The following is a 14,940-nucleotide window of genomic DNA, read 5'->3' as shown; positions in this document are numbered from 1 at the left end:
GCGGCCGTGTCGTCGTGCGCCTGCCCGCGCAATGGTCGAGGGCCTCCGATTCTCGCGTGGAGAGAGCATCTGTGACTATCGCTTCCTCATCCCGGACCGCTGATCAGACCGGACCGGACGGCTCGGCCGATCAGCACCACCAACTCACCGTCGTCCGCCGCGACGGGAGTAGCACCGCCTTCGACCCCAGCAAGATCTCGGTTGCCGTGAGCAAGGCCTTCCTCGCGGTCGAGGGCGCCGAGGCCGGCGCCACCCACCGGGTCCGTGACCTGGTGGCCGACCTGACCGGCCGGGTCGTAGGCGCCCTGACCAGCCGCGGTGACGCCCGGCGCAGCGTCCAGGTCGAAGACATCCAGGACCAGGTCGAGCTGGCGCTGATGCGCGCCGGTGAGCACCAGGTCGCCCGCGCGTACGTCCTCTATCGGGAGGAACGGACCAAGGCCCGCACGCCCGCGGACCCGGCCGGGGTCACCGAGAAGCCCACTCTGACGGTCCGCGCGGCCGACGGCAGCCGGGCGCCGCTCGACACCGACCGACTGCGGGTGGTCGTCGCCGAGGCGGCCGAGGGGCTCGACGCGGTCGACCCCGAGTTGATCCTCGACGAAACCCTCGGCTCCTGCTACGACGGCATCGCGCAGCACGAGGTCGAGCTCGCGCTGGTGATGGCCGCCCGGTCCTACGTCGAGACCGAGCCGCAGTACAGCTTCGCCGCGTCCCGGCTGCTGCTGGACCAGATCCGGCGCGAGGCACTCGGCCGCGTCCACGGCGAGCCCCGGCAGGCCAGCCAGGCCGACATGACCGAGGCGTACGCGGACTATTTCCCGCGCTACATCCAGGTCGGCATCGAGGCCGGACAGCTCGACCCCGCGCTGGCCACCTTCGACCTGGCCCGGCTCGCCGCCGCGATCCAGCCCGAGCGCGATCTGGACTTCACCTTCCTCGGCCTGCAGACGCTGTACGACCGGTATCTGCTGCACATCGACAAGGCCCGCTTCGAGCTGCCGCAGGCGTTCTTCCTCCGGGTTGCGATGGGGATGGCGCTGCGCGAGGACGACCGGGAGGCGCGCGCGATCCAGTTCTACGAGCTGCTCAGCTCGTTCCGCTTCATGTCGTCCACGCCGACCCTGTTCAACTCCGGCACCACCCGGCCGCAGCTGTCGTCGTGCTTCCTGACCACGGTCGACGACGACCTGGCCGGCATCTTCCACGGCATCCGCAACAACGCGCTGCTCGCGAAGTACTCCGGCGGTCTCGGCAACGACTGGACCCCGATACGCGGCATCGGCGCCAAGATCCGCGGCACCAACGGTGAGTCGCAAGGCGTCGTACCGTTCCTGAAGATCGCCAACGACACCGCCGTAGCCGTGAATCAGGGCGGAAAACGGAAGGGCGCGGTGTGTGCGTATCTGGAGACGTGGCACATCGATGTCGAGGAGTTCCTCGATCTCCGGAAGAACACCGGTGACGAGCGTCGGCGTACGCACGACATGAACACGGCGAACTGGGTGCCGGACCTGTTCCTGCAGCGCGTCGAGGCGGGTGGCGAGTGGACGTTGTTCTCCCCCAACGAGGTCCCGGATCTGCACGACCTGTACGGCGCCGCGTTCGCCGAGGCCTACGTCGGGTACGAGGAAGCCGCCGACCGTGGTGAGATCCACGTGTTCAAGCGGGTCAAGGCCGTCGACCTGTGGCGCCGGATGCTGACCGTGCTGTTCGAGACCGGTCACCCGTGGATCACGTTCAAGGACGCCTGCAACCTGCGCTCGCCGCAGCAGCATGACGGCGTCGTCCACTCGTCGAACCTGTGCACCGAGATCACGCTCAACACGACCGTCGAGGAGACCGCGGTCTGCAACCTCGGCTCGGTCAACCTGGTCGCGCACCTGACCCCTGACGGCCTGGACGCCGACCTGCTCCGCGACACCGTGAAGACGGCGGTCCGGATGCTCGACAACGTCATCGACGTGAACTTCTACACGACCCCGGAGTCGGAGCGGGCCAACCAGCGGCACCGTCCGGTCGGTCTCGGCCTGATGGGCTTCGCCGACGCACTGTTCTCGCTGCGGATCCCGTACTCCTCCGAGGCCGCGGTCGCGTTCGCCGACAGCTCGATGGAGCAGATCAGCTACCACGCGATCGAGGCGTCCAGCGATCTGGCCGCCGAGCGTGGCCGCTACTCGACGTACGACGGATCTCTGTGGAGCAAGGGAATCCTGCCGATCGACTCGCTCGAGCTGCTCAAGACCGCTCGTGACGGCGACGTGATCGTTGACGAGAGCAAGCAGCTGGACTGGGACGCGTTGCGCCAGAAGGTGCTGCGCGACGGGATGCGCAACTCGAACGTGATGGCGATCGCGCCGACCGCGACGATCTCCAACATCTGTGGCGTGAGCCAGTCGATCGAGCCGGTGTACAGCAACCTGTTCGTGAAGTCGAACATGTCCGGTGAGTTCACCGTCGCAAACCCCTACCTCGTCGCCGACCTGAAGGCACGGGGTCTGTGGGACCAGGTGATGGTGTCGGACCTCAAGTACCACGACGGCATCCTGACCGGGATCGAGCGGATCCCGGCCGACCTGCGCGAGCTGTATGCGACCGCGTTCGAGATCGAGCCGCTGTGGCTGATCAAGGCCGCCTCCCGTCGGCAGAAGTGGATCGACCAGGCACAGTCGCTGAATCTCTACATGGCCGCGCCGTCGGGTCGAGCGCTGGACGAGTTGTACAGGTCGGCTTGGCGCTATGGCCTCAAGACGACTTATTACCTGCGTTCCCAGTCAGCGACCCACGTGGAGAAGTCCACGCTGAAGGGCACCGACGGGCGTCTCAACGCAGTGCCTGTTGCCATTCCTGAACCCACCGGAGCCGTCTGCTCCATCGACGACCCCGACTGCGAGGCCTGCCAGTGACCACCACGAACAACTCCACCGGGCTGGGCGCGGTCGCCGTCGGGGCATCCCGGGTCGAGGTTGCCGACAAGGCGATGATCAACGCGCGGGCCGACGTCAACCAGTTGCTGCCGTTGAAATATCAGTGGGCCTGGGATAAATACCTTGCCGCGTGCAACAACCACTGGATGCCGACCGAGGTCTCGATGCAGGCCGACATCTCACTCTGGAAGTCCAAGGACGGCCTGACCGAGGACGAGCGGCTGATGCTGAAGCGCAACCTCGGCTTCTTCGCGACCGCGGAGTCGCTGGTCGCGAACAACATCGTCCTGGCCGTCTACCGGCAGCTGACCAACCCCGAGTGCCGGCAGTACCTGCTGCGCCAGGCGTTCGAGGAGGCCGTGCACACGCACACCTTCCAGTACATCTGTACGTCGCTCGGCCTGGACGAGGGCGAGCTGTTCAACATGTACCGCGAGGTGCCGTCGATCTCGGACAAGGACGCCTGGGCGCTCAAGTACACCCAGCACCTGGAGGACCCGGACTTCCGGACCGGGACGCCGGAGGCCGACACCGCGTTCCTGCGCGACCTGATCGCGTTCTACGTGGTGTTCGAGGGGATGTGGTTCTACACCGGCTTCGCGCAGATCCTGTCGCTCGGCCGGCGGAACAAGATGGTCGGCATCGCCGAGCAGTACCAGTACATCCTGCGGGACGAGTCGATCCACCTGAACTTCGGCATCGACTGCATCAACCAGATCAAGCAGGAGAACCCGCACCTCTGGACGGCCGAGTTCCAGGCCGAGGTCCGGCAGATGCTCACCGACGCGTGTGAGCTGGAAGTCGCGTACGGGCGTTCCACGATGCCGAACGGCATACTCGGGCTGACCGCGGAGTTGTGCGAGCAGTACATGCACTTCATCACCGACCGCCGCGCCGAGCAGATCGGCCTCGCCCCCATCTTCGGCGAGACCCGCAACCCGTTCGGCTGGATGTCGGAGGTGATGGACCTGAAGAAGGAGAAGAACTTCTTCGAAACCCGCGTCATCGAGTACCAGTCCTCCAGCGGCCTGAGCTGGGACTGAGCCGGCGCAAGCACCGCGGGGGTGTACTCCCCGCGGTGCTTCGGTCACCCGAGCAGGCGTGTACTCCCCCGCGGTCCTTTGGTCAGCCGAGCAGGGTGAGGATCTCGGCGGTGGTGCCGGTTTCGCCTAGGCGGGGGAAGATGCGGGTGAGGGCGTGCTGGTGAGATTCGGCGGCGAGGTCAGTCATCGCGTCGATGGCGAGGGTGACGTGGTAGCCGTGTTCGTAGGAGGCGCGGGCGGTCGACTCGACGCCGATGCTGGTCGCGACCCCGGTCAGTACGACCTGGGTGACGCCGCGACGTCGCAGGTGCACGTCGAGGTCGGTGCCGTGGAATGCGCCCCAGTTCCGCTTGGTGACGATGATGTCTTCCGGGTGCCCGGCCAACCGGTCGACGATCTGGTCGGCACCGGCGGGCGGCGTACCGGGTTGAGTGCCGCTGCAGCTCGACGCGGCGGGTCGGGCGGTCCGAACCGTCGGCGCTGAAGCTGACGCGGACCAGGACCACCGGAAGGCCGTGCTTGCGGAAGGCGTCGGCGAGCTCCGCGGTCCGGCTGATCAGGTAGAGCGGGCGGGGACCGAAGAGTTCGGCCAGGCGGCCGGGTCGGGGGTCACCGGGTGGTCGCCGCCTCGATGGCGTGGTCGAGCAGGGCGAGGGCCTTGAGGATGGTTTGGCGTTCGGACTCGGTGCAGCGCTCCTCCAGGGTGTCGGCCAGCCACTCCTGCCGGACCTTCCGGTCGCCCTGGATCCGGTGCCGACCGGCCGTGGTCAGCGAGACGACCTGACGGCGACCGTCCCCGGGGTCGGGGTGGCGCTCGATCAGATCGGCCGCACGGAGAGCTGCCAGAATTGCAGCCATCGACTGCGGCCGAACCCGCTCCGCGGCCGCGAGTTCGCTGGCCGACGCCGGTCCGTCCTTGTCGAGCCGGCTGAGCACCGAGGACTGTGACGGGGTCAGGTCGTCCTGCGTCGCGAGCTCCTTCAGCCGCCGCTTGACCCGCCCGAACACGACCCGCACCTCACCGGCCGCCCGCACCGCCGACGCGGAGATCTGCTGACCCATATCGCCAGCATAGACTGGTCAGTAGCAACTGAACAGTTTGGACTGACTATCTCAGGCGACGGTGACCTCGAGCACGCCGATGACCTTCGCGAGCCGGGCCGCGACCCGGCCGGCGTCGAAGCCCTCACCCTCGACGACCACCCGCAGCTCGCCCTTGTCCAGCGACAGCGCGAGCTCGCGGACGTCGTACGGATTCAGCTGGACGGCGATCCGCGCGAGCATCCCCTCGGTCTCGACCACCTCGGCGGTGAAGACGGTGACGGTGCGTTCGACCGCGAGCAGGGTCATCGCACGACCTCCTTGTGCCGCAGCAGCCCGAACGTGAAGCCGTCGACGAGTGCCTCCCACGACGCCTCGACGATGTTGTGACCGACACCGACCGTCACCCACGAGCCCTCGCCGTCGGCGGTCTCGATCAGCACTCTGATCACCGCGTCCGTCCCGTGCCCTTGGTCGAGGATCCGGACCTTGTAGTCGACCAGCTCGAACTTGTTCACCACCGGGTACGCGCGTTCGATCGCGGTGCGGAGCGCATGGTCGAGAGCGTTCACCGGGCCGTTGCCCTCGCCGGTGACGATCTCCCGTTCGCCGCCCGCGACCAGCTTCACCGTCGACTCCGAGACCGCCTCGCCGTCGGCCCGGGACTCGGTGATCACGCGCCACGACTCGACGTCGAAGAAGCTCGGCCGCTTCCCGGTGACCTCCTCGGTCAGCAGCAGCTCGAACGACGCGTCCGCGGCCTCGAACGTGTACCCGCGGGCCTCCATCTCCTTCACCCGGTCGGCGACCCGGCTGACCAGGTCGCGGTCGTTGCCGAGGTCGAAGCCGAGCTCGCGGCCCTTCAGCTCGATGCTCGCGCGGCCGGCCATCTCGGAGACGAGCATCCGCATGTCGTTGCCCACCTGGGCCGGATCCGTGTGCTGGTAGAGATCCGGATCCACCTTGATGGCACTGGCGTGCAGGCCCGCCTTGTGGGCGAACGCGGACACACCGACGTACGGCTGCCGGGTCGACGGCGGCACGTTCGTCACTTCGGCGATCGCGTGGGCGATCCGGAACGACTCGGCGAGCTTGCCGGCCGGGAGCAGTTCCATCTCCCGCTTGAGCTCGAGGTTGGCCACGATCGCGAGCAGGTCGGCGTTGCCGGTGCGTTCGCCGTACCCGTTGATGGTGCCCTGGACGTGCGTGACGCCGGCCTCGACGGCGGCGATCGAGTTCGCCACCGCGCAGCCGGCGTCGTTGTGACAGTGGATGCCGAGCCGGGCGCCGGTGGAGTCGAGGACGTCGCGGACGATGTCCTGCAGTTCTCTCGGCAGCGTCCCGCCGTTGGTGTCGCACAACGCGACCACGTCGGCGCCGGCCTCGACCGCTACCCGGACGACTTCCAGGGCGTACGCGCGGTTGGCGCGGTAGCCGTCGAAGAAGTGCTCGGTGTCGAGGAACACCCGCTGGCCGTTCTCGTGCAGGTGGCGGACGGTGTCGGCGACCATGCGGAGGTTCTCGTCGAGCGTCGTACGCAAGGCGCGCTCGACGTGCGCGTCGTGGCTCTTGGCAACGAGTGTGACCACGCCGGCGCCGGACTCGCGGAGCGCGGCGACCTGCGGGTCGTCGGCCGCGGTGGTCTCGGGCTTGCGGGTCGCGCCGAACGCGGCGAAGGTCGCGTTCTTGAGGTGCAGCTCGGTCCGGGCGCGCTCGAAGAACTCGGTGTCCTTGGGCACGGCTCCCGGCCAGCCGCCCTCGATGAAGCCCACCCCCAGGTCGTCCAGATGCTGCGCAATGGCGATCTTGTCGGCCACGGACAGCGCCAGTCCCTCTTGCTGCGCGCCGTCGCGCAGAGTCGTGTCGTAGACGTGGAACTCGTCCGAGATGCTCATGATCGGCCTTCCGAGGGGGTGGCGGGGCAAACAAAAAACCTCCCGCAAGGTGCGAGAGGTCTGCGCGCTCAGGTACAGCTGGCTGAGCGCGCCTAGGTAATAATGACCCGGCTGATCTTCATGACGTTTGCAGTCTGCCACACAAAGTCCACAGCGTGGCGAGACCGTCTCGCATCACGAACATCCAGTACGCACAGCAGTACTACGGCGTACGAAGGAGTTCAGGCGGTGAGGCTGGTGAGGGACCAGCCGGGGTCGTCCCAGGCGGTGTAGAAGTCTTCGCGGGACAGGGGCCGCAGGCCCCATTCGTCGCGGTCCAGGGCCTGGTCGGTGAGGATGCCCTCGTCGTCCTCGAGGCGCTGCCACCAGTACCGGGTGATGGTGCCGTCCTCGGCCGCGCCGAGCTGGCGGACCACGACCCACTCGCGCTCGTGCCAGACCGCCTCGTACAGCCAGTCGGTGCCTTCCTCGTCAGCCAGCGCGCCGTAGGTGCGTGGCGCGGTGCCCCGGTCCAGATCCCGGATCAGCTCGACGGTGGCACGGATCGCGCCGGCCGTCTCGGGCGACCATGAGCGCCGCTCGGCCAGCTCCGCGTAGTAGGCCTCGACATCGTCCGGGAAGCTGCTCATGCCGCCCGACCCTATCGAACCCCGGCCGCGAACAGCGACCGTCCGTCCACACCCCAGACCTGAAAAGATCCTATGAAAACGACCCGCTCCGAACGGAGCGGGTCGTCGTCATGGGCAACTAGTTCAGGAGATGCGGGTCATCCAGTTGTGGGTGTCGGGAGTGCGGCCGTACTGGACGTCGAGGAGGGCGCTGCGGACCGCGGCGGTGACCGGGCCGCCGTTGCCGTCGCCGACCTGGGTCTCGCCGTCCTTCCACTTCAGGGACGCGACCGGGGTGACCACCGCGGCGGTGCCGCAGGCGAAGACCTCGCGGACCTTGCCGGACGCCGCACCGTCACGCCACTCGTCGATCGAGATCTTGCGCTCGGTGACGGTGTAGCCGAGGTCGGTGACGAGCTTCAGGATCGAGTCCCGGGTGACGCCCTCGAGGATGGTGCCGGACAGCTCCGGGGTGACCACGGAGTTGTCGTCGAGAACGAAGTACAGGTTCATCCCGCCGAGCTCCTCGACCCACTTCTTCTCGACCGCGTCGAGGAAGGCGACCTGGTCGCAGCCCTGCTCGATCGCCTCGGCCTGCGCGAGCAGCGAGGAGGCGTAGTTGCCGCCGGTCTTGGCCGCGCCGGTGCCACCGGGGGCAGCCCGGGTGTACTCCTCGCTCAGCCAGATCCGGACCGGCTTCACACCGCCGGAGAAGTACGACCCGGCCGGCGACGCGATCGCGCAGTACGTGACCTGCGCCGACGGGCGGACGCCGAGGAACGGATCCGAGCCGAACATGAACGGCCGCAGGTAGAGCGACGTCTCGCCACCGCCGGGCACCCAGGCCTTGTCCAGCTCGACCAGCTTGCGCAGCGAGTCCAGGAAGGCCGCCTCGGGCAGCTCCGGAAGAGCCAGCCGGCGGGCGGAACGCGCGAAGCGGGCCGCGTTCGCCTCGGGGCGGAACATGTGGATCGAGTCGTCGGGATGCCGGTAGGCCTTCATCCCCTCGAAGATGGTCTGGGCGTAGTGGAACACCGCGGTGGCCGGAGACAGCTCCAGCGGACCGAAGGCGGTGATCCTCGCGTCGTGCCAGCCGTTCTCCTTGGTCCACGTGGCGATCGCCATGTGGTCGGAGAAATACTGCCCGAATCCCGGGTTCGCCAGGATCGTGGCGCGCTGGTCGTCGCTGGCCGGTTGGGTGGTTGGCTCAACGGTGAACTGCAGATCGGCGCTCATAGCCGCACCGTACCTCTTGGCCAAGTGGTCATGCGAGTGTCGCCTTTCAGCCGGCAGCGCGCTTGGCGATCGCGTCGCCGATCTCGGCCGTGGTCCGTGCAGCGCCCGTGCGCTCCTCGATATCGGCGGTCACGGCCGCCTCGATCGCGGCCGCGGCCTCGGTCAGGCCGAGGTGGTCGCACAGCAGCGCGGCGGACAGGATCGCCGCGGTCGGATCGGCCTTCTGCTGGCCGGCGATGTCCGGCGCGGAGCCGTGCACCGGCTCGAACATGCTCGGCGCGGTATTGTCCGGGTTGATGTTGGCGCTCGCGGCCAGCCCGATGCCACCGCTGATCGCGGCCGCCAGGTCGGTGATGATGTCGCCGAACAGGTTGTCGGTGACGATCACGTCGAACCGCGCCGGGTCGGTGACCAGGAAGATCGTCGCGGCGTCCACGTGCAGGTAGTCGACCGCGATCTCCGGGAACTCCTCGGCGACCTTGTCGACGGTGCGCTTCCACAGGTGACCGGAGTACACGAGCACGTTGTTCTTGTGGACGAGCGTCAGCTTCTTGCGCGGGCGCGCCTGGGCCCGGGCGAACGCGTCCCGGACCACCCGCTCCACGCCGTACGCCGTGTTGACAGAAACCTCGGTAGCGATCTCGGCCGGCGTACCAACCCGCAGTGCGCCGCCGTTGCCGACGTACGGACCCTCGGTGCCTTCACGGACGACGACGAAGTCGACGTCGCCCGGGTTCGCCAGGGGGGAGCCGACGGACGGGTAGATCTTCGAGGGGCGCAGGTTCACGTAGTGGTCGAGGGTGAAGCGGAGCTTCAGCAGCAGGCCGCGCTCCAGCGTGCCGGACGGGACCGACGGGTCACCGATCGCGCCGAGCAGGATCGCGTCGTGCTTGCGAATCTCCTCCAGCTCCGCGTCCGGCAGCGTCTCCCCCGTGGCGTGCCAGCGCCGCGCGCCGAGGTCGTACTCGGTCCGGTCGAACGTCACGCCGTGCTGGGCGGCGACCGCGTCGAGCACCTTCAGGGCCTCGGTGGTCACCTCGGGTCCGATCCCGTCCCCGGGAACGACGGCCAGCGTGAAGTTCTTCTTGTCGCTCACTTCTCGGGTTCTCCCCCATTGTCGCGGCGGTTCATGGCCTCTTGGACAGCCCTGGCCTCGGACGCGGTCGCACTCGCCGGGCGGGCCGGGCGGCGACGGCGCGTCGCCTTCCGTTCCTGGGCGTCGATCGCGGGCCAGTTGGCTGGATACATCTCGTACATGCTGCTCCTCCCGAAACGGGTCGCGGGCGGCAGGGTGTGCCCGAATTTACTCTGACGTGCGACTATTTCACCACTATGCGGGCAGGTTGTCCCGGAATATGAGATGCCGGTGCTGGTACTGGACCAGAGCTGTGCAACTCTCAACCGGTGAGTGCTCTTCCAGAACTGCCGCCGCTGGTGTCAGCGGCCCTCAGCCTGTCCGGCCGGCGTGGATTCGTCAGCTCCACCAGGAACGAGACCGGCCGGCTGCTCGCCACGCTCGCGGCGTCGAAGACCGGCCTGCTCGGTGAGCTCGGGACCGGCTGCGGTGTCGGTTCGGCCTGGCTGCGCAGCGGCGCCGGCGAGGGCACCCGGATCGTCACCGCGGAGAGCGACCCGCAACTGGCACAGGTGGTGGCGGAGCTGTTCGCCGATGACGAGCGGATCGAGGTCGTCTCGGCCGACTGGACCGCACTGATCGAACGCGGCCCGTTCGCGCTCCTGTTCGTCGACGCGCGCGAGGCCAAGCTGTCGGCCCGCGACATCATCGCGGACGTGATCGAGCCCGGCGGCTTCGTCGTACTGGACGACTTCACGCCGTCGGCGGTGTGGCCGCCGATGTACGAGGGGCGCGTCGACACGCTGCGGCAGGAGTGGCTGATGGACAAGCGCTTCACCACCGTCGAGGTGATGGTCGCCCCGGACGCCGCCGTACTCCTCGCCACGCGGCACTGACCCCGGACATGGAGCGGGCCCGAGCTATTGAGCTCGGGCCCTTGCCAGCCGCCATGCGCCTGCGGGCGGCTGACCGCCTCCAGTAAATCAGTCGTTGGACTGACTCACGCCTCCAGGTCCACGGTACGAGCGGTGTCGGCCTGGACCGCCCCGGCGATGTCGTCCAGCACGGCCGGCGCGATCGCCGAGTCGACCGACAGCGCGACCAGCGCCTTGCCGCCCTTGCGGTCACGGCTGACCTGCATGCCGGCGATGTTCACGTCCGCCTCGCCGAGGATGCGGCCGATCTGCCCGACGATGCCCGGCCGGTCCTCGTAGGTGAGGAAGGCCAGGTGCGCCGACAGCTCGACCTCGAGGTCGAACCCGTCGATCTCGACGAGCCGCTCCGACTGCCGGACGCCGACCAGCGTGCCGGACACCGACACCTGGGCACCGTCGGCGAGCGTGCCGCGCAGGGTGATCAGGTTGCGGTGCTCGGGGCTGTCGTGGTCGGTGACGAGCCGGACCTCGAGGCCCCGCTCGGCCGCGAGCAGCGGCGCGTTCACGTACGAGACGTTGTCCTCGACGACATCCGCGAACACGCCCTTGAGGGCGGCCAGCTCGAGCACCTTGACGTCGTACTGCGTGATCTCGCCGCGGACCTCGACGTCGAGCTGCTGCGCGACGCCGCCGGCCAGCGCGGTGAAGATCCGGCCGAGCTTCTCGGTCAGGGCGATCCCCGGCCGGACGTCCTCGGCGATCACGCCGCCCTGGACGTTGACCGCGTCCGGCACCAGTTCGCCGGACAGCGCGAGCCGGACCGACTTGGCGACCGCGATCCCGGCCTTCTCCTGCGCCTCGTCGGTCGACGCACCGAGGTGCGGGGTGGCGACCACGTTCTCGAACTCGAACAGCGGCGAGTCGGTGCACGGCTCGCTCGCGAACACGTCGAGGCCGGCGCCGGCGACGCGGCCCTCCTTGAGCGCGGTGTAGAGCGCCTGCTCGTCGACGATGCCGCCGCGGGCCGCGTTCACGATGATGACCTCGGGCTTGACCTTGTGCAGCTCCTCGTCGCCGATCAGACCGATCGTCTCCGGGGTCTTTGGCAGGTGCACCGAGATGAAGTCGCTGGCGCCGAGCAGCTCGTCCAGGGAGGCGAGCCGGACACCCATCTGCGCGGCCCGGCCGGCCTGCACGTACGGGTCGTAGGCGATCACGTTCATGCCGAAGGCGGCCAGCCGCTGCGCGACCAGGACGCCGATCTTGCCGAGGCCGACGATGCCGACGGTCTTCTCGAACAGCTCGACCCCGGAGTACTTGCTGCGCTTCCACTCGCCGTTCTTCAGCGACAGGTCGGCGGCCGGGACGCGGCGCGCGGCGGCCAGCAGCAGCGCGACCGCCAGCTCGGCGGCGCTGACGATGTTGGAGGTCGGCGCGTTCACGACCATCACGCCGGCCTGGGTGGCGGCCTTCACGTCCACGTTGTCCAGGCCGACACCGGCCCGGGCGACGACCTTCAGCCGCTTGGCGGCGGCAAGGGCTTCGGCGTCCACCTTGGTGGCGCTGCGGATCAGGATGGCGTCGACGTCGGCGATGGCCGGGATCAGCTCGGCGCGGTCGGCGCCGTTGGTGTGCCGGATCTCGAAGTCGGGGCCGAGCGCCTCGACGGTGGCCGGGCTGAGCTCTTCGGCAATCAGGACGACGGGCCGGGTTACGTCAGTCATGGAGGAATCTCCTGCAGAAGCGGTAGGGGCTCGTGTGAACAGAGCACCGCGCTGTGCCCGCTGCTCCGATGGTACCCCGTCGCCTCCGGACCCTGCGCGCGGACCCGAATGCCGGTCAGTCGCAGACCTGCCCCGGCAACACCATCTCGACCCCGTCCATCACAAGCTTTCCGCCTTCCCGGACCAGGCGGTAGCGCTGGTCGAACCGGCGGCAGTTCAGCCCGCCCGCACCCTTGACGTCCGGCGAGAACAGCACGTTGAACGTCATCCGCGCGTACGCCCCGTCCGCACCGTAGGCGCTCACCCCGGTGATCTTGGGATCGAAGAAGTACGACGTCTGGTGGCTGTCCCGGTCCCGGGTCGGGCTCATCGACTTCTTCCGGTACTTGGAGTACACCGCCTGCAGCGCGGTGAAGTCGTGCCGGTTCTCCAGCGTCAGATAGTCGCCGAGCATCCTCTGGGCTTCGACCGCCAGAGGGGTGCTCGCGACCTGCAATTCTGGAACGACCGGGCTCTGCGGCCCCCGCGACCGCGCACATTTACCGCCGACTTCGACGGTCAGGCCGACGGGCTTCGGTGCGGTGTACGCGCGCAACTTGGCGAGCCCGATGATCGTGGCGGCCTGGACCGTGTCGCCGGCGACGAGGCCGACCACCTGGCCATACTTGTCGACGACCGGGCCGCCGAGTTTGGCCGCGTTCATCACCTCACTGAGTGCGCGCGGGCGCTCAGTCGTACCGACCGGCTGGATGCGTTGTTGGCCGGCCGCGGTGTAGCCGATCTGGGCCAGCTCCGACTTCGGGTCGGGATCGGCGGTGGCGAGCGGGATCGGTTCGTCCTCGAGTTGCCCGATCATCCGCAGTACGGCGACGCCGTCCGCGCTGGTGCCCAGCAGGTTCGCCTGCCGGATCTGGTTGTCCGGCGTCACGATCACGATCGACAGCGGCGTCTTGACCGCGGAGGCCGCGGTCAGGACGATCCCGTTCTCCAGGAGTACACCGGACGCCTCGCCCGACCCCTCACACGTCGTGGCCAGCACCCGGACGACACCGTGGCCGATCGATTCGAGGACCTGGCCGGTGTTGATCCGGAGACTCTCGGCGCGGAACAACCAGCCCGCGGTGGCGCCGGCGGCGATGATCAGGAGGACGACGAGGAAACCGGCCAGGAAGCGGCCGTAGACCCACGGTTGCCGGGGCGGGAGGTCCGGGGTGCGGGGTGTCGTGGTCTGGAGCTGGGTGAGCGTGCCGGCGTCCGCAGGGACGCGCCGGGGCGGCCGGGGCAAGTCGCGCCCGTCCATCGGCCACCTCCCCCATCCCAGTGCAGACCGGAACCGTTATCGATTGTGCCAAAAGAAGAGGTCCGGGCCACCCACCTGGGTGCCCCGGACCTCTGGTGCTGCCGCGTCAGCGGGCTGAGGTGCCCTCGACGTAGTCGTCGTCGTGGGACTTGACCCACGCCATCAGGCCGCGCAGTTCCTTACCCACGGCCTCGATCGGGTGGGACTCGCTCTGCTTGCGGAACTCGGCGAACTCCGGCGCTCCGGCGTCCTGGTCGGCGATGAAGCGGGCCGCGAAGGTGCCGTCGGTGATGTCGCCGAGGACCTCCTTCATGCGCTGCTTGACCGACGCGTCGATGATCCGCGGGCCGGACACGTAGTCGCCGTACTCGGCGGTGTCGGAGACCGACCAGCGCTGCTTGGCGATGCCGCCTTCGTAGATCAGGTCGACGATCAGCTTGAGCTCGTGCAGGCACTCGAAGTACGCGACCTCGGGCTGGTAGCCGGCCTCGGTCAGCACCTCGAACCCGTTCTGGATCAGCGCGGAGACGCCACCACAGAGGACGGCCTGCTCACCGAACAGGTCGGTCTCGGTCTCCTCGGTGAAGGTGGTCTTGATCCCGCCGGCCCGCAGGCCACCGATGCCCTTGGCGTACGAGAGCGCCAGGTCCCACGCCTTGCCGGTGGCGTCCTGCTCGACCGCTACCAGCACGGGTACGCCGCGACCCTCGGTGTACTCACGGCGGACCAGGTGGCCCGGGCCCTTCGGGGCGACCATGAACACGTCCACACCGGCCGGCGGCTTGATGTAGCCGAACCGGATGTTGAAGCCGTGACCGAAGACGAGCGCGTCGCCGTCGACCAGGTTCGGCTCGATGGCCTCGGTGTAGAGCTTGCGCTGGGCCGGGTCCGGCGCGAGGACGACGATGACGTCGGCCTCCTCGACCGCCTCGGCCGGGGTGAGGACCCGCAGGCCCTGGGCCTCGGCCTTGGCCCGGCTCTTCGAGCCCTCGGGCAGGCCGACCCGGACGTCGACGCCGGAGTCACGCAGCGACAGCGCGTGGGCGTGGCCCTGGGAGCCGTAGCCGAGCACGGCCACGTGGCGGCCCTGGATCACCGACAGGTCGGCGTTGTCGTCGTAGAACATTTCTGCTGCCACTGGGGCTCTTCTCCTCGGATTCTGTGTGTTGTCGGTACGGCGTTCAGGCGTGGCGGGCCGGTGCCACGGGTCGGCCCG

14 protein-coding genes are annotated in these 14,940 nt (G+C 68.6%); 3 read left to right on the top strand and 11 right to left on the bottom strand.

The window, feature by feature from the left end:
- Positions 1 to 71: 71 nt before the first annotated feature.
- Positions 72 to 2,906, top strand: a complete 2,835-nt coding sequence (locus tag AB0E63_RS36390) for a ribonucleoside-diphosphate reductase subunit alpha (protein ID WP_360376313.1) — start codon at positions 72 to 74, stop codon at positions 2,904 to 2,906.
- Complete coding sequence (locus AB0E63_RS36385) at positions 2,903 to 3,970, top strand: ribonucleotide-diphosphate reductase subunit beta (RefSeq protein WP_360376311.1); 1,068 nt, start codon at positions 2,903 to 2,905, stop codon at positions 3,968 to 3,970. The genes AB0E63_RS36390 and AB0E63_RS36385 overlap by 4 nt, the downstream gene beginning before the upstream one ends.
- 82 nt (positions 3,971 to 4,052) lie before the next feature.
- Here AB0E63_RS36385 and AB0E63_RS36380 read toward each other — a convergent pair whose 3' ends face one another.
- The 8 genes from AB0E63_RS36380 to AB0E63_RS36345 all read right to left on the bottom strand — a co-directional run bounded on the left by AB0E63_RS36380 (position 4,053) and on the right by AB0E63_RS36345 (position 10,007).
- A complete protein-coding gene (locus AB0E63_RS36380; protein WP_360376374.1) occupies positions 4,053 to 4,367 on the bottom strand; it encodes an isochorismatase family protein in 315 nt (104 codons plus the stop codon).
- A gap of 212 nt (positions 4,368 to 4,579) precedes the next feature.
- A complete protein-coding gene (locus tag AB0E63_RS36375; protein WP_360376308.1) occupies positions 4,580 to 5,032 on the bottom strand; it encodes a MarR family winged helix-turn-helix transcriptional regulator in 453 nt (150 codons plus the stop codon).
- A 51-nt stretch (positions 5,033 to 5,083) separates the two neighbouring features.
- Entirely contained in the window at positions 5,084 to 5,320 is a 237-nt protein-coding gene (locus AB0E63_RS36370; RefSeq protein WP_360376305.1) for a hypothetical protein, read from the bottom strand.
- A complete protein-coding gene (cimA, locus tag AB0E63_RS36365) occupies positions 5,317 to 6,906 on the bottom strand; it encodes a citramalate synthase (protein ID WP_360376303.1) in 1,590 nt (529 codons plus the stop codon). The genes AB0E63_RS36370 and cimA overlap by 4 nt, the downstream gene beginning before the upstream one ends.
- A 221-nt stretch (positions 6,907 to 7,127) precedes the next feature.
- Entirely contained in the window at positions 7,128 to 7,535 is a 408-nt protein-coding gene (locus tag AB0E63_RS36360; protein ID WP_360376300.1) for a hypothetical protein, read from the bottom strand.
- Between the two features lie 123 nt (positions 7,536 to 7,658).
- Positions 7,659 to 8,750, bottom strand: a complete 1,092-nt coding sequence (locus tag AB0E63_RS36355; protein WP_360376298.1) for a branched-chain amino acid aminotransferase — start codon at positions 8,748 to 8,750, stop codon at positions 7,659 to 7,661.
- A 46-nt stretch (positions 8,751 to 8,796) separates the two neighbouring features.
- Complete coding sequence (locus tag AB0E63_RS36350) at positions 8,797 to 9,846, bottom strand: 3-isopropylmalate dehydrogenase (protein ID WP_360376295.1); 1,050 nt, start codon at positions 9,844 to 9,846, stop codon at positions 8,797 to 8,799.
- Positions 9,843 to 10,007 (bottom strand): hypothetical protein, encoded by a 165-nt coding sequence (locus tag AB0E63_RS36345; protein ID WP_360376293.1) that lies wholly within the window; start codon positions 10,005 to 10,007, stop codon positions 9,843 to 9,845. Before AB0E63_RS36345 ends, AB0E63_RS36350 begins: the two co-directional genes overlap by 4 nt.
- 147 nt (positions 10,008 to 10,154) lie before the next feature.
- On the opposite strand from AB0E63_RS36345, the gene AB0E63_RS36340 reads away from it, so the two are divergent.
- Positions 10,155 to 10,721, top strand: a complete 567-nt coding sequence (locus AB0E63_RS36340) for a class I SAM-dependent methyltransferase (RefSeq protein ID WP_360376290.1) — start codon at positions 10,155 to 10,157, stop codon at positions 10,719 to 10,721.
- 104 nt (positions 10,722 to 10,825) lie between these two features.
- Here AB0E63_RS36340 and serA read toward each other — a convergent pair whose 3' ends face one another.
- The 3 genes from serA to ilvC form a co-directional block, all read right to left on the bottom strand.
- Positions 10,826 to 12,424: a phosphoglycerate dehydrogenase gene (serA, locus tag AB0E63_RS36335; protein ID WP_360376287.1), complete on the bottom strand. Its 1,599-nt coding sequence runs from the start codon at positions 12,422 to 12,424 to the stop codon at positions 10,826 to 10,828.
- Positions 12,425 to 12,539: 115 nt separating this feature from the next.
- Positions 12,540 to 13,724, bottom strand: coding sequence for a serine protease (locus AB0E63_RS36330; RefSeq protein ID WP_360376285.1), 1,185 nt, complete (start codon positions 13,722 to 13,724; stop codon positions 12,540 to 12,542).
- 106 nt (positions 13,725 to 13,830) lie between these two features.
- Positions 13,831 to 14,850: a ketol-acid reductoisomerase gene (ilvC, locus tag AB0E63_RS36325; protein WP_360376372.1), complete on the bottom strand. Its 1,020-nt coding sequence runs from the start codon at positions 14,848 to 14,850 to the stop codon at positions 13,831 to 13,833.
- Between the last annotated feature and the right edge of the window lie 90 nt (positions 14,851 to 14,940).

This window comes from Kribbella sp. NPDC026596 (assembly GCF_040638415.1).
Classification (GTDB): Bacteria; Actinomycetota; Actinomycetes; order Propionibacteriales; family Kribbellaceae; genus Kribbella.
The sequence above is the reverse complement of the archived record's forward strand: the minus strand, read 5'-3'. Positions and strand labels throughout refer to the sequence as shown.